We start from the raw sequence: 26,241 nt of genomic DNA, 5'->3' as shown, positions 1-26,241 counted from the left end.
CCTCAGCTGTGTCCCCTGGAGGCCAGCGCCAGGTAAGCGGTGGCGAAGTCGGTGACGGCGAGGAGTTCGGCGAGCTGTTCCAGCTCGGTGCCCTCCTCCGGTTCGAGCTCGCTGATGGCCGTGTCGTGGCTGAGGGCGAGCTCGCGGGCGGCGGGTGCGGCGGAGAGTCCGCCGGTGGGCCGGTCGCGCAGCAGGACGACCCGGGCGCGCAGGGCCTGGGGCTCCTCGACGCGGTCGCGGAAGAAGTCGTCGGGGTCGGCTCCGGCCGCGAAGGCCCCGGCGAGCAGCACGCCGTGGGCGGGCAGCGCCTCGGGGAGGTCGCCGGCGAGCGCGGGACGGCCGGCGAGTTCGGCGAGGGTGGCGGCGAAGCGGCGCCCGGCGGGGCCCGCGGCGGGGCCCTCGCTCCAGATGAGCGGCAGGGAGTCGGCCAGCTCGGAGGCGAGGGTCTTGGCCGGGTTGGAGTAGGTGACGATGGCCGGGCCGCAGCGCTCGGCGGTGCGGTCGAGGCGGTCGGCGACGAGCTGGAGGGTGCCGGGGGCGGCGGCCACCAGCCCGAGCTTGTCCAGCAGGACCAGCAGCGGGGTCAGCAGCGCCCACAGGGCGCCGGGGCCGGCCGCGGCGGACTCGTCGTACTCCTGGTACGGGGCCTTGGCCATCGGTACGAGGACCCCGTGCGCGCCGTCCACCGCCTCGCTCAGCGGCGAGCGTTCGGGGGCGACGGCGACGACGGTGCAGCCGCGCCGGTAGGCCTGCTCGGCGAGGACGGCGAGGCCGGGTTCGGTGCCGTCGGTGGTGACGATGAGCAGCAGGTCGACCGGGCCCGCCCAGCCGGGGAGCGCCCATCGCAGGGCGCCGGGGGCGTGCGCGACGCCGGTGGGGTGCAGGCGGATCACGGGGGCGCTGGCTCCGGCGAGGGCGCCGAGGAGGTCGGCGACGCCGGTGGCGGCGGTGCCGGGCCCGGCGATCAGCACGGCCCGGGGCCGGCCGTCGGGGCGCAGGTCGGCGAGGCCCGCCTCGGTCGCGTGCCGGGCGGCGGTGCGCACCCGCGCCCCGGCTTCGGCGGCGCCGCGGAGCAGGCCGCGGCGGTCGGCCCGGGCGAGATCGTCCGGTGCGTCGAGGAGCGGCTCGTCGAGCATGGCGGCCTCCGGCGGAGTTGACGGCGTCTGCGGTCTGCGGCTGCGCTGCGCTGGTCGGGCGGGGTTCGCGGGGCGGGCGGTGTTACGCGGGGCGGCGGGCCTCGTCGACGAGGAGGACCGGGATGCCGTCGCGGACCGGGTACGCGAGGCCGCAGTCCTGGCCGGTGCAGATCAGCTCGGGTGCCGTCTCGTCCGCCGAGTTGTCCTGGAGGGGAGCGTGGCAGGCGGGGCAGGCGAGGATCTCCAGCAGGCCGGCTTCGAGCGGCATGGGGCGGTTCCCTTCGGGGGTGCGGATCGCTTGGCGCGGATGGGGCGTGGTCAGCGTACCGCCGAGGCGCCCGTCGGTGCGGCTCGGAGGCGGGGCCGGCCACCGGGCCGGGCCGCCGCCCGGGGTGGGCGGCGGCCGGGCCGGCGGCACGGGCGGGTGCGGGCCGGGGGCCCGCACCCGGATCCCGCGCCGCGGACGCCGCCCGCGGTGGCGGTGGCGTCCGGCGGGCGGGGTGGGTCAGGCGCGGACGAGCGCGAGGACCTCGTCGCGGACCTTGGCCAGCATGACCTCGTCGCGGGCCTCGACGTTGAGGCGCAGGAGCGGCTCGGTGTTCGAGGGGCGGAGGTTGAACCACCAGTCGGCGGCGGAGACGGTGAGGCCGTCCAGCTCGTCGAAGGTGACGCCCTCCAGGTCCGCGTAGGCGGCCTTGACGGCGGCCGTGCGGCCGGCCTGGTCGGCGACGGTGGAGTTGATCTCCCCGGAGCCGCGGTAGCGGTCGTACTCGGCGACGAGCGCGGAGAGGGTGCCCTCCTGGCCGCCGAGCGCCGCGAGGACGTGGAGCGCGGCGAGCATGCCGGTGTCCGCGTTCCAGAAGTCCTTGAAGTAGTAGTGCGCCGAGTGCTCGCCGCCGAAGATGGCGCCGGAGGAGGCCATCTCCGCCTTGATGAAGGAGTGGCCGACGCGGGTGCGGACCGGGGTGCCGCCGTTCTCGCGGACGACCTCCGGGACGGACCACGAGGTGATCAGGTTGTGGATGACCGTGCCCGCGCCGCCGTTGCGGGCCAGTTCGCGGGCCGCGACCAGGGCGGTGATCGCGGACGGGGAGACGCCCTCGCCGCGCTCGTCGACGACGAAGCAGCGGTCGGCGTCGCCGTCGAAGGCGAGGCCGAGGTCGGCGCCCTCGGCGATCACACGGGCCTGGAGGTCGACGATGTTCTTCGGGTCGAGGGGGTTGGCCTCGTGGTTGGGGAAGGTCCCGTCCAGTTCGAAGTACATGGGGACGAGGTCCAGCGGGAGGCCCTCGAAGACGGTGGGGACGGTGTGGCCGCCCATGCCGTTGCCCGCGTCGACGACGACCTTGAGGGGGCGGATCGAGGTGAGGTCGACCAGGCCCTTGAGGTGCTCGGCGTAGCCCGGGAGGCTGTCCAGCTCGGTGACGGTGCCCGCGGTGGTGCCGGCGGGGATCGCCGGGGCGCCCTCGTCGGTCCACTTCTCGGCGAGCTCGCGGATGGTGGCGAGGCCGGTGTCCTGGCCCACGGGTGCGGCGCCGGCGCGGCAGAGCTTGATGCCGTTGTACTGGGCCGGGTTGTGGGAGGCCGTGAACATGGCGCCGGGCAGGTCCAGCTTGCCCGAGGCGTAGTACAGCTGGTCGGTGGAGCACAGCCCGATCAGGGTGACGTCCACGCCGCGGGCGGTGGCGCCGCGGGCGAAGGCGGCGGACAGGCCGGGCGAGGAGGGGCGCATGTCGTGGCCGATGACGATCGCCGTGGCGCCGGTGACCTCGACGAACGCAGCACCGAACAGTTCGGCCAGGGGCTCGTCCCACTCGTCCGGTACGACGCCCCGCACGTCGTATGCCTTGACGATGTTCGAAAGATCTGCGGCCACTGCCTGCCCTCCTGAAGGTTCTGTGCGGTGGGGCAAACCTACCCTGTGCGCAGAGTGGCCCTTCAGACGATCCGGGTGTCAGGAGTCCGGCGAGCGCAGGACGCGCAGGTGTCCGCGGCGGGTCTCGCCGGTGACCTGGGGGCCGGGGCCCGCGCCGCCGGCCTCGGCCGCGCGCTCCGGCGGACGGGCCGCCTCGCGCACCGCGTTGGCGAGGGCTTCGAGGTCGTCCCCGCTCGGGCGGGACGGGCCGGACCCGTCGGACAGGCGTACGACGTCCCAGCCGCGCGGGGCGGTCAGGCGCTCCGAGTGCTCGGCGCACAGGTCGTAGCAGTGGGGTTCGGCGTAGGTGGCGAGCGGGCCGAGAACTGCGGTCGAGTCGGCGTAGACGTACGTCAGTGTGGCGACGGCAGGGCGGCCGCACGCGGTGCGCGAACAGCGACGTACAAGGCTCACGACGTTGGACGGTACCGCACTCTTGACCGGGCCGCGACGACTCACCCCCCGGCCGGCCCCCCGTGTCGCCTCCGGCGGGGGCCGCCGCGGGGGCCGCGCGGGCGCTCCGGGGGCCCGGCGGGGGCCGGATCGTTGGGGATGTGACACCGCCGCGACACCAGCTCGTGACCGGATCGGGGCCCTTCCCGCCGGTCGGGTGAGGGCTACCCTGCGGGGGTGACGGACAGTTCCCTTCCTCCCCGGCCCGCGCCTCCCGCCGACACCCCGCCCCCGCACGAGCCGCGGCCGCGGCGGCGCGACCGGCACGGCCGGGGGATGCGGGGGCCGCTGGCGCCGCCGCAGGTGCCGCTGTCCGCGAGCCGTGCGGAGCTGTTCGGGGACCTGGTGCGGGATTCGGTGGAGCGGCTGGAGCGGCGCTGGGCGGCGCAGCTCGCCGAGGTGGAGTTCGTGGTCGCGGACGTGCCGGGGCCGCCGGGCGGCGCGGACGGCGGCTGGAACGACGAGGCGGTCCCGCTGGGCGGGCTGGTCGAGGCCCGCGACGGGCGCCCGGCCCGGGTGGTGGTCTTCCGGCGGCCGGTGGAGATCCGGGCGAAGACGCGCGACGAGCGGGCGCTGCTGGTGCACGAGATCGTGGTCGAGCAGGTGGCGGAGCTGCTGGGGCTGTCGCCGGAGACCGTGGACCCCCGGTACGGGCAGGACTGACGTCCGTACCGGGGCCGGCCGGTCAGCGGATCAGGATCGAGGGGTCCTGGACGGCCTTGGGGACGGAGACCGCCGAGCGGTCGTCGGCGAAGGTCTGGACGGTGAACATCGGGATGCCCTCGTGCGGGAGCGTCAGGGTGCGGGCCGCGTGGACGGGGCCGCCGGAGAGGGTCTCCAGGGTCAGGGCGTAGGCGCCCTTGCCGCCCGTGGGGGCCGGCGCGGGGTTCACCGCGAGGGTGGTGCCCGCCTTGACGGTGACCTCCTTGACGGTGGCCTCGCCGCCCTCGGTGCCCGCCGAGGCGGTGACGCGGACCTTGGCGTCGGCGCCCGTGGCGGTCAGCGCGAGGACGGTGGCCTTGTCGTCGGTGCGGTTGTCGCTGAGGGTGGCCCGCGCCCCGACGGGGGCGCTCGCCGGGACGAAGCCGAGTTCCTGCTTGGCGCCGGTACCGCGGACCACGCGCAGGGCGGCGACCACCGGGACGGCCTTCTTCGGGTCGGCGGGCGTCAGCAGGAGGGAGCCGGCCTCGCCGCGGGTGAGGTTCCCCAGGTCCGCGCCCGCCGTCATGCCGGCCTTGAGGTGGAGCTGGTCGTTGCCGGCCGGGCTGATGGAGCCGGTGGGGCCGGCGAGCTTCAGGCGGAGGTCGGCGTCGTCCTCGCCGGGGGCGAAGGCGACCAGCCGGACGGAGGTGGCGTCGGCGGGGATGCCGGGCAGGACGAGCGAGCCGGCCGGGCCGGTGGACGCGGGCAGCCAGTCGGCGCCGACGCCGTCCTCGCCGATCTGGGCGGAGGCCCCGACCCGGCCCGAGCCGGTGGTCACGTGCGCGGTGACGTCGGCGAGCTGGGCGTCGGGTGCCAGGGAGGACAGCAGCACCTTGGTGGTGGAGCGGGGGTCGACCGCGATGACGGCGTCGGCGGTGCCCGGCTTGCCCTTGACCAGTCCGTCCGGGCCGTACAGCTTGATGTCGACCTCGGCGACGCTGTCGTCGGGGTTGGTGAGGTGGAGGTAGTCCTGGCGGCCCTTGGCGGTGCTGACGCCCGGGAACCAGAAGTCGGTGCCGGGGGCGGTGCAGGCCACGCCGAGCAGCCCGCGGGCCTGGCCGACGGCCACCTTGGTGGTCTGCTGCGCGCTCCAGCCGGGGGCGAGGACCCCGTCGGCGGCGCCCGTGAGCGCGGGCGCCTCGGCGCCGGAGGCGGTGGCCCCGACGGGCTTGCCGGGCTGCTTGGGCTCCAGGACCGCCTTGCCGTCCTTGGTGAGCAGCCGGGCCGTGCCCTTGCCCGTGGCCTTGCCGGGGGTGAGGGAGGTGTACGTGGTCTCGGCGATGTCGGAGGCGCTGGGCGAGGGGCACACCAGCACGGAGCGTTCCACCGGCATCCGGGCGGCGGCCGGGCCGCCGCCGGCCGGGGTCGCGGCGGGGGCGGTGAGGAAGGCCAGGCCGCAGACCGCGGCGAGCGCCGCCGTCACGGCCGCGAGCGTCAGGGGGGCGCGCTGCTTCACTGCTGGGGGCTCCCGTCCGGACGCGGGTCGTGCTGTCCGTAGGTGTCGTACCGCGGGTCGTACTCGTACGGGTGGGGCTGCTGCTGTTGGCCGGGGAAGCCGGGCTGCTGCGGTTCGTACGGCTGCTGGGGGTCGTACGGCTGCTGTTGCGGGTCCGGGAGGTACGGGGCGGCGGCCGGGTAGGGCTGGGCGTACCGGCCCTGGTGGGCGTCCGGGTGGGGCCGGTGCTGTTCCTGGCCGTGGGCGGCGTAGGGCTCCTGGTAGGCGTAGGACTCCTCCCCGTACACCTGCTGCGCGGGGATCTGCGCGTACGGGTCGAGGACGGCCTCGGCGGGCTCGGGCGCGGGCGCGGGGCCGGCGGGGGCGGCGAGGCGGCGGGCGCGGCGGCCCTGTCCGGTCCCGGCCGCGGCGGGGGCGGCGGGGGCCTCCTCCTCGGGGAGGTCGTCGTCGAGGCGGGCCCGGCGGCCGGGCAGGGCCATCACCAGCAGCACCAGGGCGAGCAGGCCCTGCGCCCAGTGCCAGGCATCGCGGGGCAGCGAGTCGGCGTGGACGAGGTCGAGGCGGCCGCCCTCCTTGGGGAGGGCGAAGCCCTGGGCCCAGCCGTCGACGGTCTTGGCGGTGAGCGGCTTGCCGTCGAGGGTGGCGCGCCAGCCGGGGTCGGCGCGGTCGGCGACGCGCAGGGTGCGGCCCTCCTCGCCGGCCGGGATCTTCGCGTGGGCCGTGACGGGCCCGGCGTCGACGGCGATGGGGGCCTGGCCCTGCCTGCCCGGGACGATGGCGACGCGGGCGGGCAGCCGCTGGACCTCCCAGATGGCGGTGCCGTCGTCCTGGTGGCGCTGGCGCAGGCCGGGGGTGCCGTCGAGGATCTGGCGCATGGCGGGGGAGCCGCCGGGCGGGATCATCACGTAGCGGACGGCGAAGGCGCCGAGCTGTTCCGACTGGTCGGCGCCGGAGCCGGAGACGAGGCTGGAGACGGCCTTGGCGAGGCGGGGTTCGGAACCGGCCTCGGTCAGGAGTTCGCCGTCCCCGAGGCGGACGCCGGAGCCGCGGACCAGGGTGTAGGAGACGGTGTCGGGCGAGCCGCCGCCCAGGACCAGGGTGCGGGTGCGGTTGCTGTCGTCGGACTGGGCGGCGACGAACGCGGGGACCTGGACGGGGTCGCGCCGCTGGATCGGCCCGTCGGCCCCGGCCGCCGCCCAGGCGGCGGCCAGGAGCAGCGGACCGGCGGCGGCGGCGAGGGCGACGAGGGCGGCCAGCGGCTGGCGCCAGCCGAAGCTGCGGGCGGCGACGCGTTCCCTGGCACCGTCCGCCCCGAGCACGGCGGCGGCGAGCAGGGCCAATCCGTAGACGAGGGTGGCGGGTCCGGCCCAGCCGTCGTGGTTGAGCAGGACGGCCAGGAGCAGGGCGGTCAGGGCGGTGGCCCAGGCGACGGCGACGGCGAACCGCCGGTCGGCCCGCAGCAGGGCGGCGAGGGCGGCGAGGACGGTGCCGGCGAGCAGGACCGCGGCGGCGGTGCCGGGACCGCCGGGGTTGGCGCCGAGCAGGCCGAGGGGGGTGGCGGAACCGCTGCCGTAGGGAAGTCCGGCCTCGCGCAGGAAACGGGAGGGGTGCGTCAGCAGGCCCAGGGACCAGGGCGCGAGGACGGTCAGGGGGACGGCGAGGCCGGCGAGCAGCCGGGGGGCGTACGTCTTCCAGTGCGCGCGGCGCGCGAGGAGCGCGCCGGCTCCGAGGACGGCGGCGAGCGGCCACACGACGGGGGTGAAGGCGGTCGTCAGGGTCAGCAGGAGGGCGTACGTCCACGCGGCGCGCCAGGATCCGGTGCTCTCGCCGTCGGCGAAGCCGAACGCGGCGACGGCGGAGCGGGCCAGCAGCGGCAGGAACACGGCGAGGACGGCGGTGCCGAGGCGGCCGCCGGCCAGCGCGCCGGTGACGGCGGGCAGGAAGGCGTAGGCGACGGCGGCCCAGGCGCGCAGCAGCCGGGATTCGACCAGCGGCCGGGAGGCGAAGTAGGCGGCGAGTCCGGCGAGCGGGACGGAGCAGACGAGGAGCAGGGTCAGGGCGGCCTGGGTGGAGCCGAGGAAGGGGACGGCGAGGGCGGCCAGGACGGCGAGGTAGGGCGGTGCGCCGGCGGTGGTGCCGGTGCCGACGGGCTGCCAGTCGCCGGTGTAGCCGTGCCACAGGTCGAGGGCGCCGGCCGGGGCGGAGAGCAGGGCGCCGCCCATGAGGGTGCCGCCGGCCAGCAGGGCGCGGCAGGCGGCGAGGGAGACCAGCAGGAGCAGGGCGAAGAGAACGGGGGCGGGCTTGCGGGCGATCCGCTTGAGCCGGCCGAACTGTTCGATCTCCAGGTAGTCGGCGTCGTCGCCGCCGGGGCCGGATTCGACCGCTCCGCCGTGGCGGCCGGCGGGGGCGCTCTCGGCGGTCCGGTCGGAGCCGAAGTACCCGGCGAGCTGTTCGGCGTTGGCGCGCAGGGTGGCGCCGGGCGGCGGGAAGAGGGGGCGCAGGTCGGCGGCGGGGACGGCGGGCCGGCGCCGGGCCCGGCGGGCGGCGAGGACGCGGCCGGGGCGCAGCAGGGTCGCGAGGAGGCCGGCGAACTCGTCGACGGCCTGCCCGGGGGCCTTGCCGATGAGGTAGCCGAGGGTGCGCAGGAGGGTGCCGACGACGAGCCGGAGCAGGACGTAGGGCAGGGCCCGGCCGGAGGAGTTGGCGAGGACGGTGTAGACGGCGCCGGCCTTGTCGACGCGGTGGGGGTCGACGGCGGAACGGCCGGCGCAGTCGACGGTGCGGCGTTCGCGGGCGGCGGCCTCGGCGTGGCGCAGGACGGCGTCGGGGGCGACGAGGACGGTGTGGCCGGCGCTGTGGGCGCGCCAGCAGAGGTCGACGTCGTCGCGCATGAGGGGCAGGCGGCGGTCGAATCCGCCGAGGGCCTCGTAGACGTCGCGGCGCACCAGCATGCCGGCGGTGGAGACGGACAGGACTGCGCGGACCTGGTCGTGCTGTCCCTGGTCCTGTTCGCGGCGGTCCAGGCCGGTCCAGCGGCGGCCGCTGCGGGCGATGGTGACGCCGGCTTCGAGGAGCTGCTTGCGGTCGTACCAGCCGCGCAGCTTGGGGCCGATGACGGCGGCGTCGGGGTTCTCGTCGGCGACGCGCAGCAGTTCGGCCAGGGCGTCGGGTTCCGGGGCGCTGTCGTCGTGCAGGAGCCAGAGCCACTGGACGGGTTCGCCGTGCGGGAGTTCGGGGAGGTCGTAGGCGTCGTCGCGCCAGGTGCGGCTGACGGGGTCCCAGCCGCTGGGGCGCTTGAGGTACGGGAGGTCCTCGGGGGTCAGGACGCCCGCGGAGCGGACGGCCTCGCCGACGGCGGCGCCGAAGCCGGTGCGGCGGGCGAGGTGCAGGACCCGGTCGTCGCCGAAGGCCTCGGTGAGCAGCCGCGCGGAGTCGTCGGCGCTGCCGGTGTCGGCGGCGACGTGGTGCTGCGCGGGGCGTTCCTGGGCGAGGAGACCGGCGAGGGTCTGGGGCAGCCAGCGGGCTCCGTCGTGGGCGACGAGGACCGCGGTGACGACGTGCCGGGGGAACTCGGGGGTGGCGGCCGCCTGGTGGGAGGCCGTCGAGTTGCTGTGCAGGGACATCGCGGTACGGGCCCTCCGGCCGGGGATCCGGGGGTGTTGTGCCCTCGGAGGCTGCTGGACAGCGCCCCACCCTAACGGCTGGCGGGGGGCGGGTCCGCCTCCTGTGCGGAAGGCCTTGAACGCGGCCGTCCGCTTCTGCCGGGGAAGGCCGTGAACGCGACGGTCCGCCTCCTGCGGGGAAGGTGCGGGAGGCGGACCGTTTGCTCTGTGGTCACTCGTGGGTCGCTCGGCGCGGGCCGTGCCGTCGGTATGTGGTGGGTGGTCGGATAGGTGTCCGGGCGGGTGCGCCGCGGCCGGTTCAGACCGCTGCCTTTTTCAGCCGGCGGCGCTCGCGCTCGGACAGACCGCCCCAGATGCCGAATCGCTCGTCGTTGGCGAGGGCGTACTCAAGGCATTCGGAGCGGACTTCACAGGCCAGGCAGACCTTCTTGGCCTCGCGGGTGGAGCCGCCCTTCTCGGGAAAGAAGGATTCGGGGTCGGTCTGGGCGCACAGTGCGCGCTCCTGCCATCCGAGCTCCTCGTCCGCCTCCTCGACCAGCAGTTCCTGAAACAGCTCGGTCATGTGCGCCCCTCGCTCTGTTGTGCGTCCCCGTGGTGTTGCCGTTACCCGGCCACCGGGTAACGACACGAGTGAAATTACAAGTGTGTGGCTCCGGCGCAGTCAAGCCGAGATCTGCTATTGGGCGCCTTATTCACTCTGCGGAACCAAGCGTATGCAGAAAGTGTTCATATCGCCAAAAATCGTGACACATGCCACCGGCACCCCGACATGATCCTTCCTCTTGTTAGCCACGCGCCGCCCGGGGGCGGGGTTGCGGTCCGGCCGAAGATGCGGCGCGGATCACATTCCGGTCACGAGTGGGCGCGGCTGGTTTGAGAACGGTTCAGGCGGGACTGAGCGGCACATGCCCTGGTACGGACTGCACAAACCTTTCTCCGGGCACGGTAACCGGATGAGGTGAAACTTTTCCCCCAAATCAGACATTGGGTTGACAGTCCGCCCCTTTCCCCGTTCTCCTTGTACGCATGTCAGCGCCCGCAGCCGCCACCCGGACCCCCATTCGTGGGTTCCTGCGCGCTGCCCAGGTTCGCTGTTGCTGTTGTAGCTGTTGATGCCCCAGGAGCCTCCGGCTCCCGTGAGCACCGGCCACTCCCCCACGGCAACCGCCCCGCACGACTGACATCCGTCGAGGACACCCCCACGATGAACAGCGCCTCCGCCGCACCCACCACCGCTCCCGCCGCCGACGCCGCCACCCCGGCCTCCGCCGCCGTCGAGAGCGACCTCCAGATCGCCGGCGACATCCTCGCCGTCCAGCACCTCCTGCAGCCCGCCCGCGAACACCCGGTCACCGTCGCCGAGTTCGCCGGGCTCGCCCGCTCCATCGCCGAGGACCGCGCGAGCTGGGAGCACCTCGTCCAGTACGACGCCACCACCCGCTGGTACCACCGCCTGCGCACCGGCCCCGGCTACGAGGTCTGGCTGCTCAGCTGGGTCCCCGGGCAGGGCAGCGGCCGGCACGGCCACGGCGCCTCCTCCGGCGTGCTGACCGTGCTGGAGGGCGGCCTCACCGAGCACAGCGCCCGCGGCCCCCTCGCCCTCGGCCCCGGCTCGCAGCGGGTCTTCGCCCCCGGCTACGCCCACGAGGTCGTCAACGACGGCCTGGAGGGCGCCGTCAGCCTGCACGTGTACTTCCCCGGTCTGACCGAGATGCCCATGCACAGCTGCTCCCCGGCCCGCGGGGAACGCGTACCGGCCTGACACACTGCGGTCCATGCGCATTGTTGTTCTGGCCGGCGGTATCGGCGGCGCCCGTTTCCTGCGCGGACTCATGTCCGCGGTCCCCGACGCGGACATCACGGTCATCGGCAACACCGGTGACGACATTCACCTGTTCGGGCTGAAGGTGTGCCCCGATCTGGACACGGTGATGTACACCCTCGGCGGTGGCATCAACGAGGACCAGGGCTGGGGCCGCACCGACGAGTCCTTCACCGTCAAGGAGGAGCTCGCGGCCTACGGGGTCGGACCCACCTGGTTCGGCCTCGGCGACCGCGACTTCGCCACCCACATCGTCCGTACGCAGATGCTCGGCGCGGGCTACCCGCTCAGCGCCGTCACCGAAGCCCTGTGCGACCGCTGGAAGCCCGGCGTGCGTCTCCTGCCCATGTCCGACGACCGGGTCGAGACGCACGTCGCGATCACCGACCCCGAGTCCGGCGAACGGCGCGTCGTCCACTTCCAGGAGTACTGGGTGCGGATGCGCGCGGCGGTGGACGCCGAGGCCGTCGTCCCCGTCGGCGCCGAGCAGGCCAAGCCCGCGCCCGGCGTGCTGGAGGCCATCGCCGCCGCCGACGTCATCCTCTTCCCGCCGTCCAACCCCGTCGTGTCGGTGGGCACCATCCTCGCCGTCCCCGGCATCCGCGAAGCCGTCGCGGCCGCGGCCGCGCCCGTCGTCGGCCTCTCCCCCATCGTCGGCGGCGCGCCCGTGCGCGGCATGGCCGACAAGGTGCTGGCCGCCGTCGGGGTCGAGGCCACCGCGGCCGCCGTCGCCCTGCACTACGGGACCGGACTGCTCGACGGCTGGCTCGTGGACACCGCCGACGCGGACGCGGTCACGCCCGTGGAGGCCGCCGGCATCACCTGCCGGGCGGTGCCGCTGATGATGACCGGCCTGGAGGCGACCGCCGCGATGGCCCGGGCCGCGCTGGAGCTCGCCGAGGCGTCCCGGTGACGGTCCCCTCGTACGAGGTGCGCGCCCTCGCCGGGATCCCCGAGGTCCGGCCCGGCGACGACCTGGCGGCGCTGATCGCCGCGGCCTCGCCCGGCCTGCTGGACGGGGACGTCCTGCTCGTCACCTCCAAGGTCGTCTCCAAGGCGGAGGGCCGCGTCGTCGCGGCCGCCACCCGCGAGGAGGCCATAGACGCCGAGACCGTACGGGTGGTCGCGCGCCGGGGCGCGCTGCGGATCGTGGAGGACCGGCGCGGGCTGGTGATGGCCGCCGCCGGCGTCGACGCGTCCAACACCGCGCCGGGCACGGTGCTGCTGCTGCCCGAGGACCCGGACGCCTCGGCGGCCCGGATCCGGGCCGGCCTGCGGGAGCTGCTGTCCGTGGACGTCGGCGTGATCGTCACCGACACCTTCGGCCGGCCCTGGCGCAGCGGGCTCACCGACGTCGCGATCGGCGCGGCCGGGGTGCGGGTCCTCGACGACCTGCGCGGGGGCGCCGACGCGCACGGCAACCCGCTGAGCGCGACGGTCGTCGCCACCGCCGACGAGCTGGCCGCGGCCGGCGACCTCGTCAAGGGCAAGGCGGCGGGGCTCCCCGTCGCGGTCGTGCGCGGGCTGGCGCACGTGTGCGGCGAGGGGTCCTCGGCGCGGGACCTGGTGCGGGCCGCCGCCGACGACATGTTCCGGCTGGGCACCTCGGAGGCCGTACGGGAGGCGGTCACCCAGCGGCGTACCGTACGGGCCTTCACCACCGAGCCGGTCGACCCGGGGGCGGTGCGGCGGGCCGTGGCGGCGGCGGTGACGGCCCCGGCGCCCCACCACACCACTCCGTGGCGGTTCGTGCTGCTGGAGTCGGCGGCCGCGCGGCGGGAGCTGCTGGACGCGATGCGGGACGCGTGGACCGCCGACCTGCGCGGCGACGGCAAGTCCGAGGAGTCCATCGCGAAGCGGGTGCGGCGCGGGGACGTGCTGCGCGAGGCGCCGTACCTGGTGGTGCCGTGCATGGTCACCGACGGCGCGCACGACTACGGGCACGCGCGGCGGGACGCCGCCGAGCGGGAGATGTTCGTCGTCGCGACGGGCGCGGGCGTGCAGAACTTCCTGGTCGCGCTGGCCGGGGAGCGGCTCGGCTCGGCGTGGGTGTCCTCGACGATGTTCTGCCGGGAGGTGGTGCGCAAGGTGCTCGCGCTGCCGGAGCACTGGGACCCGATGGGCGCGGTGGCCGTGGGCCACGCGGCGCTGCCCCCGCGCGAGCGGCCGGCGCGGCCGGCGGGGGAGTTCATCGAGGTGCGCTAGGCGTCGGCGGCGCCGCCGAACCGCCCGGGCCGACCCGCCCGGGCCGGCCTAGAACCGGGCGATGTCGCTCCGGTACATGCGCGGGGCGCGGCGCGGCGGGGTGCGGCCCGCGAGGAGGATCAGGCGGGCGGCGCGGTGGCGCTGGCCCGCGTACGGGGCCAGCAGCTCCAGCATCCGGCCGTCGTCGGCGTCCCGCTCTCCGGTGAGGGCGTAGCCGACGATGCCGGGCAGGTGGAGGTCGCCGGTGGTGAGCGCGTCGGCGGCGCCGTTGCTGCGCTGGAGGGTCTCGGCGGAGGTCCACGGGCCGATGCCGGGAACGGCCTCCAGCCGGGCGGCGGCCCGCGGCAAGTCCATCGCGGCGGCCTCCTCCAGCCGGGCCGCGGCGCGGGCGGCGCGGATGATGGTCGAGGACCGCTTCGCGTCCACCCCGGCCTGGTGCCAGCCCCAGGAGGGGATCAGCGCCCAGGCGCGGGCGTCGGGCATCACGTACAGCTCCTGCTCCTGCGGGCCCGGCGCGGGCTCCCCGTACCGGCGGACCAGGCGGCGCCAGGAGCGGTAGGCCTCGTCGGAGGTGACCTTCTGTTCCAGGACGACCGGGACCAGCGATTCGAGGACCAGCCCGGTGCGGGTCAGGCGCAGGCCGGGGCGGCGGCGGTGGCTGGCGTGCAGGAGGCGGTGGCGGGGGACGAAGGCGGCGGGGTCGTCGTCGGCGCCGAGCAGGGCGGGCAGCCCGGTCAGCACCCAGTCGGCGCCGGGCCCCCAGGCCTCCGCGTCGACCGCGCCGTCCGCGGCCCGGGACACGCGCAGGGTGGCGGGGCCCTCGGGGGTGCGGGTGGCCCGCCACACGGATCCGTCGGGCGTGGTGCGGAAGGTCGGGTCGGCGGGGCCCCGGCGCAGCGGGCCGAGGGTGAGGCCGAGGTCGACGGGGGCGCCGGGCAGCCGGTGGCTGCGGCGGGCCCCGGCGGCGGGCCGGTCGCCGGGCCCGGGACCGGGGCCCGGGGGCACCGGGGTGCGGCCGCCGCGGACGGCGGCGCGGCTGAGGGGGTCGAAGCGGCCTGCCATCCATCGAGCGTAGCCCGCCGGAAGGCCGGAGCCGGGGTGAAGGGCCCGGGGGCCGGAGCCGGGCCGGTCCCCCGGCGCCCGGCGGGGCCGGGGCAGCCGGCCGGGGCCGGGGCAGCCGGGGGGCCCGACCGTGGCCGGGGCCGGAACGCCCGACCGTGGCCGGGTCCGGGGCGGTCGGCGCCCGGGACCGTCGGCGCCGGGACGGTCGGCGCCGCCGGGACGGTCGGGGCCCCTGACCGTCGGCGCCGCCGGGGCGGTCGGGACCGGGACCGGGATGCCCGGCGGGGGCCGGGGCCGGGGCCGGAACGCCCGACCGTGGCCGGGCCCGGGGCGGTCGGGGCTGGGGGTCAGCGGCCCTGGAGTCTGGCCGAGGTGGTGCGGGTCGGGGGGAGCTCGTTGTAGAGCAGGCGGCCCGGGCACTCGGTGGCGAAGCCGTCGCGGTGTCCCGAGATGACGTTCATCTTGACGTTGGTGCCCTTCTTGTACAGGTTGCCGCCGCCCGACTTCAGGGTGGTCTTCGCCCGCGGGTCCGCGCCGAAGAGGCCCAGCTTCCAGGCCGTGAGGCGGGCCACCGCGTCCACGGCCGCCTTCGGCGGGGCCGTGGAGGCGAAGGAGCCGATCACCGCGACGCCCATGCTGTCGGTGTTGAAGCCCATGGTGTGCGCGCCGAGCACCGCCTTCGCGACGCCGCCCGCGCGGCCCTCGTAGACCGTCCCGCAGCGGTCGACGGCGAAGTTGTAGCCGATGTCGCGCCAGCCCTCGCTGACCACGTGGTAGCGGTAGAGGCTGCGCAGCACCGCCGGGGCGTCCTTGCAGGCGTAGTTGTTGCCGGAGGCGGTGTGGTGGACGAAGGCCGCCTTGACCGTGTTCGTGTAGCCGAAGCCCGGCTCGCGCAGGCTCTCGTCCGCGCCCCAGCCCCGCCGGGTGACGATCCGCGGGCGCGGGCCGATGTACGGGCGGGCGGCCTCGCTGAGGTTGCCCTCGGCGGCCAGGATCGCGTCGGCGGTGGAGTCGGCCTTGTCGAGCTCGGTGATCTCCAGGGCGCCGAGCGGCGCGTGCGGGACGTTGGCCTCGGAGGACTCGGCGGCCTCCATGCTCATGTCGGGCAGGTTCACCGCCGAGTCGCCCTTGTCGTCGCCGCCCGGCAGGGCCGCGGTGTTCTTGCCGTCGACGACCGTGACGGGCCGCGCCGCGCCCGGGTCGACGAGTTCGATGCGCAGGCCCGACGGCAGACCGGCGGGGGCACGGGTGTCCGGGCCGCCGGTGTCGGCCTGGACCCGGACCTCGACGCCGTCGGAGGCGCCGACCCACAGGGGGGCGGTGCTGCCGCGGACCCGGCCGGTGCCGCGCTCGACGGCGTCCGGGTCGGCGGCGTGCTCGCTGTTGTGGGTCTCGACGTCCTGCCAGCCGGACCAGGTGCCCGTGCCGAGCGCGCGGGTACGGACCTGGACCCGGCCCAGCAGCGCGGTGGCGGCGTCGTCCCAGACCACGCCGACGAGCGAGAAGGACGCCACGTCACGGGCCGCCAGGCCCCGGGCCTCGGGCACGGCGGGCGCCGCGCTCATGCCGGGGACTCCGGGGATCCGGCCGCCCGAGGGGCCGAGGGGGGCGAGCGGGAGGGACTGGGTGGACCCCGCGGGGGTCACGGGGGCGGCCGCGCCCACGGACGGGGTGGCCAGGGCCGGAGTGGGGAGCGCGAGCGGCAGGGCCAGTGCGGCCGCGGTCGCGACGCCGATCGAGGAAGCAAGGAATCCACGCATGGAAGCGATGCTGAACACTGCCACCACGAAGCGCCATCGGAGAACTGACGATCCGTCCGACGGCCGGGGGCCCGGCCCTCCCCTGGACGGACGAGCCGGCGCCCCCCGTACGAGGGAAGGGCCCGCGTACGCTGGGGCGGGTGAACGCCACTGACCGCACCCCTGCCGACCTGCTGCGATCCGCGCTCGCCGCCGATCCGGGCCGCCCCCTCGTCACCTTCTACGACGACGCCACGGGCGAGCGCGTCGAATTGTCCGTCGCCACCTTCGCCAATTGGGTGGCCAAGACCGCCAATCTGCTCCAGGGCGACCTGGGCGCCGAGCCGGGCGACCGGCTCGCGCTGCTGCTGCCCGCGCACTGGCAGAGCGCCGTCTGGCTGCTCGCCTGCGCCTCCGTCGGCGTGGTCGCCGAGGTGGGCGGCGACCCGGCCGCGGCCGATCTCGTCGTGAGCGGGCCCGACACGCTGGAGGAGGCCCGCGCCTGCTCCGGCGAGCGGGTCGCCCTCGCGCTGCGGCCGCTGGGCGGACGGTTCCCGCAGCCGCCGGCCGGGTTCGCGGACTACGCCGTGGAGGTACCGGGACAGGGCGACCGCTTCGCCCCCTTCGTCCCCGTCGACGCCGACGGCCCGGGGCTGGTGGTCGGCGGCGAGGAGCTCTCGTACGCGGACGTGGTCGAGCGGGCCCGGGCGGACGCGGCCGGGCAGGGCCGGGGCGCGGGGGCCCGGGTGCTGTCCGGGCTGGGCTACGACAGCTGGGAGGGGCTGTCGGTGGGCCTGTACGGGGCGCTGGCGACCGGGGGCTCCGTGGTGCTGTGCCGCAACCTGGACCGGCTCGCGCCGGACGCACTGGAGCAGCGGACCGCGAGCGAGCGCGTCACCCACACCGTCTAACGGCGAACCCGCGCGATCTGTCACCCGAACGGCCCTTTACGGGGCCCCGCCCCCGGGCCGTCCCCCGCGCCCGGGGGCAGGATCGGCCCCAGGCCGTACTCACCCGTACGGCTGGTGGCCGGGACGGCGAGGGGACGGAACGCCAGTGACCGACAGCGCGGGCACACCGGGCGGCAGCCGCCCGGCCGGGGGCCCTCCGAGGCCTCCGGCCGGACGCCGGCGCCGGCTGCTGCGCTGGGCCGGGGCGGGGGCCGCCGCGTTCGTCCTGGTGGGGTCGGGCACCGGCTGGTGGCTGTACTCGAAGCTCGACGGGAACATCACGGCGGACACCTCCGCCGAGGCCGAGCTGCGCCGCTACGAGCGCGAGCGTCCGGCGCACCTGGCGGAGGGCGCCCAGAACATCCTGCTGATCGGGTCGGACTCGCGGGCCGGCCGGGAGAACGCGGGCTACGGGCGCGACAAGGGCACGCAGCGCTCCGACACGACGATCCTGCTGCACCTGCCTGCGGACCGGAAGAGCGCCACGGCGGTGTCGATACCCCGGGACCTGATGACGGACGTGCCGAGCTGCCTCACCCCGGACGGCACGCGCACCGCGGAGCGGTTCGCCCAGTTCAACTTCGCCTACGAGTGGGGCGGGGCCGCCTGCACGATCCGTACGGTCGAGAAGCTGACCGGCGTGCGCGTCGACCACCACATGGTGCTGGACTTCGGCGGGTTCAAGAAGATGGTCGACGCGGTCGGCGGGGTGGAGGTCTGCCTGAGCCGGCCGGTGAACGACACCGAGGCCGCGCTGCGGCTGCCGGCCGGCCGCCAGCTGCTGCGCGGTGAGCAGGCCCTCGGCTTCGTCCGGGCCCGGCACAGCCTGGGCAACGGCAGCGACACCGAACGGATGCAGCGCCAGCAGCAGTTCCTCGGCTCGCTCGTCACGAAGGTGCAGAGCAACGGCGTCCTGCTCAACCCGGCGCGGCTGTACCCGGTGCTGGACGCGGCGACCTCGGCGGTGACCACGGACCCCGGGCTGGCCTCGCTGCGCGGGCTGTACGAACTCGTAAGGGGCGTACGGGACATACCGTCCGACCAGATCAGGTTCCTGACCGTGCCCCGGCGGCCGTACCCGCCCAATCCGAACCGGGACGAGCTGGTGGAGCCCGACGCGGGCAGCCTGTTCGAGCGGCTGCGGCTGGACCGGCCGGTGACGGTCGCCCCGCCGGCCCCCGAACCGTCGGGGGCGGCCGGCCGCGCGGCGGCCTCCCCGGCCTCCCCCGCCTCCCCCGCCTCCTTCGCGGAGGCCGTCCGGAAGTCTGTGCGGCCGGAAAGCGGAACCGCCTCAACCCCCACACCCGTCCCCACCTTCACGGGAACCACGGCGGACACGGCGGAGTGCCGGTAAAGCAATCCCCAAGGCGGAGATCCAACCGCACGGGATGGGGGTTTTGGCCCGTTATCGAGGGAGTGGATTTTGTCACCGGCATGGTTTGCAGCTGACCTGGGCGGATAGGGTGAGCGATCCGGTGCACAGGAAACCAAGAGACCATGCACCAGCAGCCGGATCGTTGACCGCGCGCCTGGGGGGAGGCGCGTCGTGAGGCACCGACGGAGGATTCGAGCAACCGTGGATGCGCAAAGCCGTGGGCGGGCGGAAGAGATCGACCCCGCAGACCAGTGGGTGCTCAACCCCCGCACTGGCAACTACGAACTGCGACTGGGTCATTCCCCTGCGCAGCAGACTTCCGCCGGCGCCCCCCGCAGGACCCGCAGATCCGCTGCGGCCCCTGCGGCGCCGGCGCCGACGTCCCCCGCCGTTCCGGGGCCGCGCCGTGGCGACGGCCCGCCCGGCGGCCGGCGCTCCGGCCGGCCCCGCAGGCCCGGCGGCGGTGGCGGAGCGGCCGCGCGGCGGCGCAGGAGGCTGGCCGTCACCGGCGGCACCCTGGCGTTCCTGCTGCTCGGCGGCGGGTTGGGGTCCTACCTCTACTACCAGCACCTCAACGGCAACCTGAAGGTCATCGACACCGGTGGCGCGGGCGGCAGCTTCAAGAAGGACCAGCCGATCAACATCCTGGTCATCGGCACCGACAAGCGCAGCGGCGAGGGCAACCAGGGGTACGGGGACGCCGACAGCGTCGGCCATGCCGACACCACGATCCTCTTCCACGTCTCCAAGGACCGCAGCAACGCCACCGCCCTGTCGATCCCGCGCGACCTGATCACCGACATCCCGGTCTGCCCGACGAAGACCAACGGCTCGGTGAAGCAGATCCCCGGCACCAAGGGCAGCCGCTTCAACAACAGCCTGGGCCAGGAGGGGCGCGACCCGGGCTGCACGATGCGGACGGTCAGGCAGCTCACCGGGCTGGAGGTCGACAACTTCATGATGGTCGACTTCAACGCGGTCAAGGCGCTGAGCACGGCGGTCGGCGGGGTGCCCGTCTGCGTGGCGAAGGACGTCAACGACCGTGATTCCAAGCTGAACCTGAAGGCCGGCGAGCACCGGCTGCAGGGCGAGCAGGCGCTGGCCTTCGTACGGACCCGGCACGCCTTCGGCAACGAGAGCGACCTCGACCGGATCAAGACGCAGCAGCAGTTCCTCAGTTCGATGATGCGCGAGATGAAGTCCAAGGAGACGCTGACCAGTCCGAAGAAGTTCTTCTCGCTCGCGGAGGCGGCCACCAAGTCGCTGACCGTCGACCAGGGGCTGGGGTCCATCGGCAAACTCACCGACCTCGCGGGCGAGCTGAAGGACATGAACCTGAAGAACGTCACCTTCACGACGCTCCCGGTGCTCGACAATCCGAACGAACCGTCCAACCGGAAGGCGACCGTCGTCCTCAACTCCGCGCAGGCGGGGCCCCTGCTGGAGATGATCCGCGGCGACGTCTCGCTCACGGAGGTGGAGAAGAAGGAGCACGCGGCGAAGGAGGCGGCCGACGCCAAGCAGGACGCGCTGCTCCAGGGCAACCGCTCCCCCGCCGGAGACGTCCGGGTGGACGTGTACAACGGCGGCGGCCCGGCCCAGGCGGCCTCGGCCACGCTGACCTGGCTGCAGAACTCCAAGGGCGTCTACAAGGCGAGCAACCACGGCAACGCCTCCGCGCGGCTGGCCGCCACCCAGCTGGAATTCGCCCCCAACCAGGCCGACATGGCACGGGCCCTGGCGGACATGATGGGGCTGTCCGCCGCGGCCATGAAGGTGGGGACGGTGGATGCGGGGCCGAAGACCCCGATGAAACTGACCCTGGGCTCCGACTTCAAGGAGCCCGGAGCACCGCTGGGGGCACCCGAAGCCCCGCAGCAGGCCCCCGACGGCCTGCAGCGGGTCGAAGCGGACAAGGCGGTCTGCGCCAAGTGACGGGGCTGCGGTTACGCGACCGCTCGCCCACCGCCCGCCGCGAGGCGGGCGGTCGCCGGTAGGCCCGGCACCACACCGACCATGAGTTGAATCTGAGGGGGGTACGCGTGAGGCACAGCAGCGTGCGGGGGGAGGGGGCGCCCGACCGGGCCGCCGGTGGCATATCCGGCGGCGGGCCGGGCACGTCCGGCGCGGTGCCCCCACCGCGGTCGGGCCCGGACGGCGCCCGGTCCGGCGGCGGATCTGGCGGCGGGTCCGGCGGCGGCAGACCCGTGCGGCGGCGCCGCCGGCGGGTGCTGTTCTGGGTGTCGTCCGTACTGGCGTTCCTGATCCTCGCAACCTCCGCGGCCGGCTACCTCTACTACCGTCACCTCGACGGGAACATCCGCAGCGGGCAGCGCCTCAGCGGCGACAGCGGCGTGGAGAAGACCCACGCCAACGCCAAGGGCCAGCGCCCGCTGAACATCCTGCTGCTGGGTTCGGACAGCCGGAACAAGCCGGAGAACGTGGAGCTCGGCGGCAGCCGCGACACCGTCGGCAATCCCCCGCTGGCCGACGTGCAGATGCTCCTGCACGTGTCGGCCGACCGGCAGAACGCCTCCGTGGTGAGCATCCCGCGCGACACCAAGGTCGACGTGCCGGAGTGCACGGACCCCAAGACCGGGGAGAAGTTCAAGAAGGCCCGGATCATGATCAACGAGTCCCTCGCGCGCGGCGGACCCGGCTGCACCCTGGCCACCTGGGAGAAGCTGACCAACATCTACATCGACCACTGGATGATGATCGACTTCTCCGGTGTCGTACAGATGGCGGACGCGATAGGCGGCGTGCCGGTCTGCGTCAAGGAGAACGTCTGGGACCGTCCGCTGGCCACCTCCGACGGCGGCTCCGGCCTCAAGCTCACGGCCGGCACGACCAAGGTCAAGGGCGAGCAGGCCCTCCAGTGGCTGCGCACCCGGCACGCGTTCAGCAGTGACCTGGGCCGGGCGCAGGCCCAGCACATGTACATGAACTCGATGATGCGCGAGCTGAAGGGCCAGAACGCCTTCACCGACGTCGGCAGGATCACGGCGCTCGCCGAGGCGGGCACCAAGGCGCTGGAGGTCTCCGAGGAGATCGGCTCGGTGAAGAAGCTCTACAACCTGGCCATGGAGCTCAAGAACATACCGACCAACCGCATCACCATGACGACGATGCCGACGCTGCAGGACCCGCGGGACGAGGACCGGCTGATCGTCAACCCCGGGGACGCGGACCGGCTGTGGGCGATGGTCCGCCAGGACGTGGCCTTCGACAAGAACGGCGCCCCGCAGGCCCCGCCGAGCCCCTCGGCCCCGGCGTCCGCGCCGGCCTCCGCCCCCGCCGCCACCCCGCAGCCCGGCGGCACACCGGGCCAGGAGGCGTCCAGGGCGCCGGTCACCGCCCCCGACCGGATCACCGTCCACGTGGTCAACGGCACGGCGGCCGGCCAGCCGCTGGCTCCCCGGCGGGCGAACGAGGTGGCGCAGGCGCTGGTCTCCAAGGGCTTCACGGGGGCCCGCGCGGACAGTGAGCTGACCCCGGAGAAGACCACCGTCGTGCGCTACCCGACGCCGGACCTGGCGGACGAGGCGCAGAACGTGGCGGCGTCCCTGGGCATCCCCGCGACGGCGGTGCAGCAGTCCGCCGAGGTCACGCGGATCACCCTGGTGGTGGGCGCCGACTGGCGCGAGGGCACCGCCTATCCGCAGCAGGCACCGCCCGAGGCCGGTGCGCTGCCGGACACGGCCGACGCCCTCAACGGCTCGGACAGCGGGGCCTGCATGGAGGTGTACAAGCCCTACCGCTGGTAGGCACCCGCGCGGGGAACACCACGGGGACGGGTATGCGGGCCTGCACGCTCGGGTAGCGGTGTGACGTTACCGCGTACGGGGGAACCGGGTGCGCGGCGGACAAGCGGTACGGACAGAGGCTGATCGTATGGGCCTACTGTTCAGACGAATGTGATGAATGCGCAGGATCCGCCCGGTTTTACCCGCTGTCCCCCGCGGAGGTGTCCCCCGTGCCCCAGCCGCAGCGTCCCGTCCGACGCGCCCCCGGCTCCCCGCCGCCCCAGCAGCAGCGCGCCCGGGGCGGCGGGGGACGCCGGACCGGGCGGCGCCGGAACGACCGGCCGCGGTGGGGCGTGCGGATCGCGGCGGGGCTCTCGCTGGTGGTGCTGGGCTCCGGCGCCGTCGGGCACGCCGTGATGACGGGCCTGGACACCGGGATCGAACGGGTCGACCCGTTCAAGGACATGAAGAACCGCCCGCAGGCCGGCCACGGGGTGAACTTCCTGCTGGTCGGAACCGACGGCCGGGACAAGATCACCCCGGAGGAGAAGCGCGAGTACCGGCTCGGCGGCGCGCCCTGCCACTGCACCGACACGGTCATGCTCGTGCACCTGTCCGCCGACAAGGAGCGGGCGAGCGTGATCAGCCTGCCCCGCGACAGCTACGCCGAGGTCCCCGCGCACCAGGACCTGGTGAGCGGCAAGCCCCACAAGGCGCACCCGGTGAAGTTGAACGCCGCCTACGCCGAGGGCGGGCCGAACCTGACCGTGCGCACGGTCGAGAACATGACCCGCGTGAAGATCGACCACTACCTGGAGGTCGACTTCACCAGCTTCATGAAGACCGTCGACGCGATGGGCGGGGTCGAGATCTGCACGGCCAAGGCCATGCGCGACAGCTACACCGGCCTCGACCTGCTGCCCGGCACGCACCGGCTGACCGGCGGCCAGGCCCTGCAGTACGTCCGTTCGCGCCATGTGGACGGGGCCTCCGACCTGGGCCGCATGCAGCGCCAGCAGCGGTTCATCGCGGCGCTGATCAAGCAGGCCACCGGCGGCGGGGTGCTGCTGAACCCGGTGAAGTTCAAGGAGGTCAGCTCCACCCTCCTCGGGTCGGTGCGCGCCGACAGGGACTTCGGCTCCGAGCAGATGCTGGCGCTGGGCCAGGCCATGCGGGACTTCACCCCCTCCTCGTCGGAGTTCGCCTCGGTGCCGGTCGGTGACGCCTCCTTCCCGGTCAAGGGCATCGGCTCGACGGTGAAGTGGGACGAGCCGAAGGCGGCCAAGCTGTTCGAGGCGCTGCGCCAGGACCGCCCGCTGGCCCCCGCCCGGCCCGGGCGGGCCGCCGCGCACGGGCCCGCCGCCGTACCGGTCGACGTACCGCCCAAGCAGATCCGGATCCAGGTGGAGAACGGCACCCGGATCGACGGGCTGGGCGGACGGGTCGACGCGGCCCTGCGCGCCACCGGCTTCGACACCACCCAGGCCCCGGCGACCGGCGCGAGCCGCGAGGTCCGGCGCACCGTGATCGCCTACGACCCGCGCTGGGACCGCTCCGCGCGGACGGTGTCGACGGCGCTGCCCGGCAGCGAGCTGCGCGCCGTCACGGGGCAGGGCCGCACGGTGCTGGTGATCGCGGGGGCGGACTTCAAGAAGGTCGTGCCGGTGCGGGCCGAGGACCCCTACCAGGGCGAGTTCGGCGTGGTCACCGGCGACCAGGTGGTGTGCCGCGGCTGAGCCGCCGCGGCCGGGCCGCACGGCCTAGCGGGTGCGTTCGAGCAGGGAGACGTGCAGTCCGCGGACGTCGGTGGTCGACGCGATCCGGTAGTGGGCCTTCAGCGCGCGGGTCTGGTCGGCGGGGAGCCGGTCGTACGGGTCGCGCTTGGAGGTGGCCCGGGTGACGAGCCAGATCCGGGCGGTGTCGCCCAGGCACTGCTCGGCGACCGGGCACTCCTGCGGGAAGAGGTCGTCGCGCTGGCGCGCGGAGCGGGCGGCGAAGACATCGCGCGGCCGGACGCCGTCCGGCAGGTAGTACTCGATCTGGTAGTCGACCATGTAGACCCGGTCCTCGCCGCGGACGGGGACGAAGCCGTCGCCGGGCCGGTAGCCCTGGGCGATGACCCGCGCGGCCGCCCGGCCGTCGGAGGTCTCCTTGGCCTGCTCGGTGCGCAGGTGGCGCTGGTCTGGCACGCCGAGCAGGATCAGCCCGGCCAGTGCGGCCGTCCCGGCGGCGCGCGGCTTCAGCGCGGCCAGCCCGGCGGCGGCCAGCAGCGTCCAGGCGGGGACCGTGAAGAGCACGTAGCGGTCGATGAAGTACGAGGTGGAGCCCTGCGAGACCACGTAGACGGCGGCGACCGGCACGGCGCCCAGCAGCAGCAGTTCCACGGCGGGGCGCCGGCCCCGGCTCCAGGCCAGCGGCAGCAGGGCGACGGCGGCGATGCCGAGCGCGACGAGCGGGGACGCGAACAGGTTGTCCCAGAGGCCCGCGAGGTCCCTCAGCCGGGGGGTCTTGATCCAGTTGATCTGCCGGCCGACCTGCTGGCGCCCCAGCAGCACCAGCGGGATCACCACCAGCAGCCCGGCCCCGGCCGCCGCGGCGAAGGAGAGCGCGGTCCGCCCGCGCCGGTCCCCCCACCAGCGCAGCGCCACGATCAGCAGGTGCGGCAGCAGGAACAGCAGGGCCACCATGTGCAGCAGCCCGGCCAGCGCGACGGCCACGGCGTACGCCGCCCAGCGCGCCGGGCGCGGTCGTGCGAGCGCGCGCAGCAGCAGCCAGGTCGCCGCCGACACCGCGAGCACCACGAAGGCGTACGAGCGGGCCTCGGTGCCGTACCGGGTCACGACGGGCAGCAGCGCGAACAGCAGCCCGGCGAAGACGGCGGTGCGGCGGTCGAAGAGGGTCCGGGCGGTCTGCACCACCAGGGCGGCGGAGCCGGCCATCGCGAGCGCGGAGGGCAGCCGGAGCACGGCGGCGGAGTCCCCGAAGAGCGAGACCCAGCCGTGCAGCAGCAGGTAGTAGAGGCCGGAGACGGCGTCGACGTGACCCAGCATGGCGAGGAGCCCGCCGGTGTCGCGGGAGGCGGCGTTCCAGCTGGCCAGCTCATCGCGCCAGAGCTGGGGGGTGCCGCCCCGGAAGGCGGTGACGGCGAGGGTCAGCAGCGCCGCCCACAGCCAGTCGGGCCCGGCCGGCCGCCGCGCGCCGCGCCGGGCGGGGGCGGGCACCGGCACGGCGGTGGTCTGGGTGGCAGTCGGCATCAGGGGTTCTCCGCGGCAGGGCCGGTCGAGGGGCAGGCCGTCGCTCGGGCGGAGCAGCCGGACGTCGGCGGACCAGTCTACGGGGCCGCCGTAAGCCCCGGATATGCCCGGCGCCCCGCGCCCGTCGCCGTACGCCCAGGGTCCGGGGGTCCGGGGGTCCGGGGGTCCGGGCGGGCCGGTCAGTCGGCCAGGCCCTCGGCGGTGCGGCGGGCGCGCAGCTCCGTGATGGCCTGGCGGCGGGCGAGGCGGTGGGTGCGGCGGATCTGCGCCTCCTGGTAGCGGCGCTCGTCCTGCTCGGTCTCCGGGAGGACCGGAGGGACCTGGCGCGGCTTGCCGTCGGAGTCGACCGCGGTGAAGACCAGGTAGGCGCTGCCGACCTGGGTGGCGGGGGTGGACTCGTTCCACCGCTCCGCCAGGACCCGTACGCCGATCTCCATCGAGGAGCGGCCGGTCCAGTTGCACTGCGCCCGGACGTGCACCAGGTCACCGACGCGGACCGGCGCGAGGAAGGCCATCTCGTCCATCGACGCGGTGACCGCGGGCCCGCCGGAGTGGCGCCCGGCGACCGCACCCGCGGCGTCGTCCACCAGCTTCATGATCACGCCGCCGTGCACGGTACCCAGGAGGTTCGTGTCGTTCGCCGTCATGATGTGGCTCAGGGTGGTGCGGGAGGCCGAGATCGGCTTCCCCGCGGGCACGGCCGGTATTTCTGTCATGGGCCCACCTTAAGTGGGTACCGCAGGCATCAGCTCTGCAACAGCCACGGTACGAAGCGACCACCGGGGTGTCGGGCGACACGCCCG

General features: G+C 74.9%; 20 protein-coding genes. 9 read left to right on the top strand and 11 right to left on the bottom strand.

Annotated features, from left to right (window positions below; all coding sequences use genetic code 11):
* Nucleotides 1–2: 2 nt before the first annotated feature.
* The 4 genes from ACGFXC_RS23885 to ACGFXC_RS23870 all read right to left on the bottom strand — a co-directional run bounded on the left by ACGFXC_RS23885 (nucleotide 3) and on the right by ACGFXC_RS23870 (nucleotide 3,510).
* On the bottom strand, nucleotides 3–1,136 hold the full coding sequence (locus ACGFXC_RS23885; protein WP_393715857.1) for an SIS domain-containing protein: 1,134 nt from the start codon (nucleotides 1,134–1,136) through the stop codon (nucleotides 3–5).
* Nucleotides 1,137–1,218: 82 nt separating this feature from the next.
* Nucleotides 1,219–1,404, bottom strand: coding sequence for a Trm112 family protein (locus tag ACGFXC_RS23880; protein ID WP_351829954.1), 186 nt, complete (start codon nucleotides 1,402–1,404; stop codon nucleotides 1,219–1,221).
* 237 nt (nucleotides 1,405–1,641) lie between these two features.
* Complete coding sequence (locus ACGFXC_RS23875; protein ID WP_393715855.1) at nucleotides 1,642–3,012, bottom strand: phosphomannomutase/phosphoglucomutase; 1,371 nt, start codon at nucleotides 3,010–3,012, stop codon at nucleotides 1,642–1,644.
* A gap of 78 nt (nucleotides 3,013–3,090) precedes the next feature.
* Nucleotides 3,091–3,510 (bottom strand): DUF3499 domain-containing protein, encoded by a 420-nt coding sequence (locus tag ACGFXC_RS23870; RefSeq protein WP_351829958.1) that lies wholly within the window; start codon nucleotides 3,508–3,510, stop codon nucleotides 3,091–3,093.
* A 171-nt stretch (nucleotides 3,511–3,681) separates the two neighbouring features.
* Between ACGFXC_RS23870 and ACGFXC_RS23865 the strand changes: the two genes are divergently transcribed.
* Nucleotides 3,682–4,167, top strand: coding sequence for a metallopeptidase family protein (locus ACGFXC_RS23865; RefSeq protein ID WP_393715854.1), 486 nt, complete (start codon nucleotides 3,682–3,684; stop codon nucleotides 4,165–4,167).
* A 22-nt stretch (nucleotides 4,168–4,189) separates the two neighbouring features.
* Here the strand turns inward: ACGFXC_RS23865 and ACGFXC_RS23860 are convergent, their stop codons facing one another.
* The 3 genes from ACGFXC_RS23860 to ACGFXC_RS23850 form a co-directional block, all read right to left on the bottom strand.
* Nucleotides 4,190–5,662 (bottom strand): DUF5719 family protein, encoded by a 1,473-nt coding sequence (locus tag ACGFXC_RS23860; protein ID WP_393715853.1) that lies wholly within the window; start codon nucleotides 5,660–5,662, stop codon nucleotides 4,190–4,192.
* The gene (locus ACGFXC_RS23855; RefSeq protein WP_393715851.1) at nucleotides 5,659–9,285 is read right to left on the bottom strand and encodes a glycosyltransferase family 2 protein; all 3,627 of its coding nucleotides are present in this window, start codon (nucleotides 9,283–9,285) and stop codon (nucleotides 5,659–5,661) included. The genes ACGFXC_RS23860 and ACGFXC_RS23855 overlap by 4 nt, the downstream gene beginning before the upstream one ends.
* 298 nt (nucleotides 9,286–9,583) lie before the next feature.
* Nucleotides 9,584–9,847 carry a WhiB family transcriptional regulator gene (locus ACGFXC_RS23850; RefSeq protein WP_003983763.1) on the bottom strand — a complete coding sequence of 88 codons (264 nt, stop codon included), beginning with the start codon at nucleotides 9,845–9,847 and terminating at the stop codon, nucleotides 9,584–9,586.
* Between the two features lie 642 nt (nucleotides 9,848–10,489).
* On the opposite strand from ACGFXC_RS23850, the gene ACGFXC_RS23845 reads away from it, so the two are divergent.
* Genes ACGFXC_RS23845 through ACGFXC_RS23835 form a run of 3 tightly spaced genes read left to right on the top strand, consistent with a single transcriptional unit; the run spans nucleotide 10,490 to nucleotide 13,312 of the window.
* On the top strand, nucleotides 10,490–11,047 hold the full coding sequence (locus ACGFXC_RS23845; RefSeq protein ID WP_393715849.1) for a cysteine dioxygenase: 558 nt from the start codon (nucleotides 10,490–10,492) through the stop codon (nucleotides 11,045–11,047).
* 13 nt (nucleotides 11,048–11,060) lie between these two features.
* Nucleotides 11,061–12,020 (top strand): 2-phospho-L-lactate transferase, encoded by a 960-nt coding sequence (gene cofD, locus ACGFXC_RS23840; protein ID WP_393715847.1) that lies wholly within the window; start codon nucleotides 11,061–11,063, stop codon nucleotides 12,018–12,020.
* The gene (locus ACGFXC_RS23835) at nucleotides 12,017–13,312 is read left to right on the top strand and encodes a coenzyme F420-0:L-glutamate ligase (protein ID WP_393715845.1); all 1,296 of its coding nucleotides are present in this window, start codon (nucleotides 12,017–12,019) and stop codon (nucleotides 13,310–13,312) included. The genes cofD and ACGFXC_RS23835 overlap by 4 nt, the downstream gene beginning before the upstream one ends.
* A gap of 48 nt (nucleotides 13,313–13,360) precedes the next feature.
* Here ACGFXC_RS23835 and ACGFXC_RS23830 read toward each other — a convergent pair whose 3' ends face one another.
* Both ACGFXC_RS23830 and ACGFXC_RS23825 read right to left on the bottom strand, forming a co-directional pair.
* On the bottom strand, nucleotides 13,361–14,374 hold the full coding sequence (locus tag ACGFXC_RS23830) for a DNA-3-methyladenine glycosylase family protein (RefSeq protein WP_393715843.1): 1,014 nt from the start codon (nucleotides 14,372–14,374) through the stop codon (nucleotides 13,361–13,363).
* A gap of 347 nt (nucleotides 14,375–14,721) precedes the next feature.
* On the bottom strand, nucleotides 14,722–16,134 hold the full coding sequence (locus ACGFXC_RS23825) for a peptidoglycan recognition protein (RefSeq protein ID WP_393715841.1): 1,413 nt from the start codon (nucleotides 16,132–16,134) through the stop codon (nucleotides 14,722–14,724).
* A gap of 140 nt (nucleotides 16,135–16,274) precedes the next feature.
* Here ACGFXC_RS23825 and ACGFXC_RS23820 point away from each other — a divergent pair, with 140 nt between their 5' ends.
* From ACGFXC_RS23820 to ACGFXC_RS23800, 5 genes are all read left to right on the top strand, one after another.
* The gene (locus tag ACGFXC_RS23820) at nucleotides 16,275–17,024 is read left to right on the top strand and encodes a TIGR03089 family protein (protein WP_393715839.1); all 750 of its coding nucleotides are present in this window, start codon (nucleotides 16,275–16,277) and stop codon (nucleotides 17,022–17,024) included.
* Nucleotides 17,025–17,169: 145 nt separating this feature from the next.
* Nucleotides 17,170–18,417, top strand: a complete 1,248-nt coding sequence (locus ACGFXC_RS23815) for an LCP family protein (RefSeq protein ID WP_393715837.1) — start codon at nucleotides 17,170–17,172, stop codon at nucleotides 18,415–18,417.
* Between the two features lie 222 nt (nucleotides 18,418–18,639).
* Nucleotides 18,640–20,373, top strand: a complete 1,734-nt coding sequence (locus ACGFXC_RS23810; protein ID WP_393715835.1) for an LCP family protein — start codon at nucleotides 18,640–18,642, stop codon at nucleotides 20,371–20,373.
* Nucleotides 20,374–20,669: 296 nt separating this feature from the next.
* Complete coding sequence (locus ACGFXC_RS23805; protein WP_393715905.1) at nucleotides 20,670–22,205, top strand: LCP family protein; 1,536 nt, start codon at nucleotides 20,670–20,672, stop codon at nucleotides 22,203–22,205.
* A gap of 332 nt (nucleotides 22,206–22,537) precedes the next feature.
* A complete protein-coding gene (locus ACGFXC_RS23800; protein ID WP_393715903.1) occupies nucleotides 22,538–23,920 on the top strand; it encodes an LCP family protein in 1,383 nt (460 codons plus the stop codon).
* Between the two features lie 24 nt (nucleotides 23,921–23,944).
* Here ACGFXC_RS23800 and ACGFXC_RS23795 read toward each other — a convergent pair whose 3' ends face one another.
* Both ACGFXC_RS23795 and ACGFXC_RS23790 read right to left on the bottom strand, forming a co-directional pair.
* Entirely contained in the window at nucleotides 23,945–25,438 is a 1,494-nt protein-coding gene (locus ACGFXC_RS23795) for a glycosyltransferase family 39 protein (protein WP_393715833.1), read from the bottom strand.
* Between the two features lie 179 nt (nucleotides 25,439–25,617).
* Nucleotides 25,618–26,154 (bottom strand): acyl-CoA thioesterase, encoded by a 537-nt coding sequence (locus tag ACGFXC_RS23790; RefSeq protein WP_393715831.1) that lies wholly within the window; start codon nucleotides 26,152–26,154, stop codon nucleotides 25,618–25,620.
* Nucleotides 26,155–26,241 lie beyond the last annotated feature (87 nt).

It is taken from the genome of Streptomyces sp. NPDC048507, from assembly GCF_043199995.1.
Lineage (GTDB): Bacteria > Actinomycetota > Actinomycetes > Streptomycetales > Streptomycetaceae > Streptomyces.
This window is presented reverse-complemented; position numbering and strand designations above follow the sequence as displayed.

What these genes read in the sequence shown, in the direction of transcription:
- ACGFXC_RS23885 (WP_393715857.1), bottom strand. Translation starts at nt 1,136, where the DNA reads ATGCTCGACGAGCCGCTCCTCGACGCACCGGACGATCTCGCCCGGGCC.
- ACGFXC_RS23880 (WP_351829954.1), bottom strand. Translation starts at nt 1,404, where the DNA reads ATGCCGCTCGAAGCCGGCCTGCTGGAGATCCTCGCCTGCCCCGCCTGC.
- ACGFXC_RS23855 (WP_393715851.1), bottom strand. Translation starts at nt 9,285, where the DNA reads ATGTCCCTGCACAGCAACTCGACGGCCTCCCACCAGGCGGCCGCCACC.
- ACGFXC_RS23850 (WP_003983763.1), bottom strand. Translation starts at nt 9,847, where the DNA reads ATGACCGAGCTGTTTCAGGAACTGCTGGTCGAGGAGGCGGACGAGGAG.
- ACGFXC_RS23845 (WP_393715849.1), top strand. Translation starts at nt 10,490, where the DNA reads ATGAACAGCGCCTCCGCCGCACCCACCACCGCTCCCGCCGCCGACGCC.
- cofD (WP_393715847.1), top strand. Translation starts at nt 11,061, where the DNA reads ATGCGCATTGTTGTTCTGGCCGGCGGTATCGGCGGCGCCCGTTTCCTG.
- ACGFXC_RS23830 (WP_393715843.1), bottom strand. Translation starts at nt 14,374, where the DNA reads ATGGCAGGCCGCTTCGACCCCCTCAGCCGCGCCGCCGTCCGCGGCGGC.
- ACGFXC_RS23825 (WP_393715841.1), bottom strand. Translation starts at nt 16,134, where the DNA reads ATGCGTGGATTCCTTGCTTCCTCGATCGGCGTCGCGACCGCGGCCGCA.
- ACGFXC_RS23795 (WP_393715833.1), bottom strand. Translation starts at nt 25,438, where the DNA reads ATGCCGACTGCCACCCAGACCACCGCCGTGCCGGTGCCCGCCCCCGCC.
- ACGFXC_RS23790 (WP_393715831.1), bottom strand. Translation starts at nt 26,154, where the DNA reads ATGACAGAAATACCGGCCGTGCCCGCGGGGAAGCCGATCTCGGCCTCC.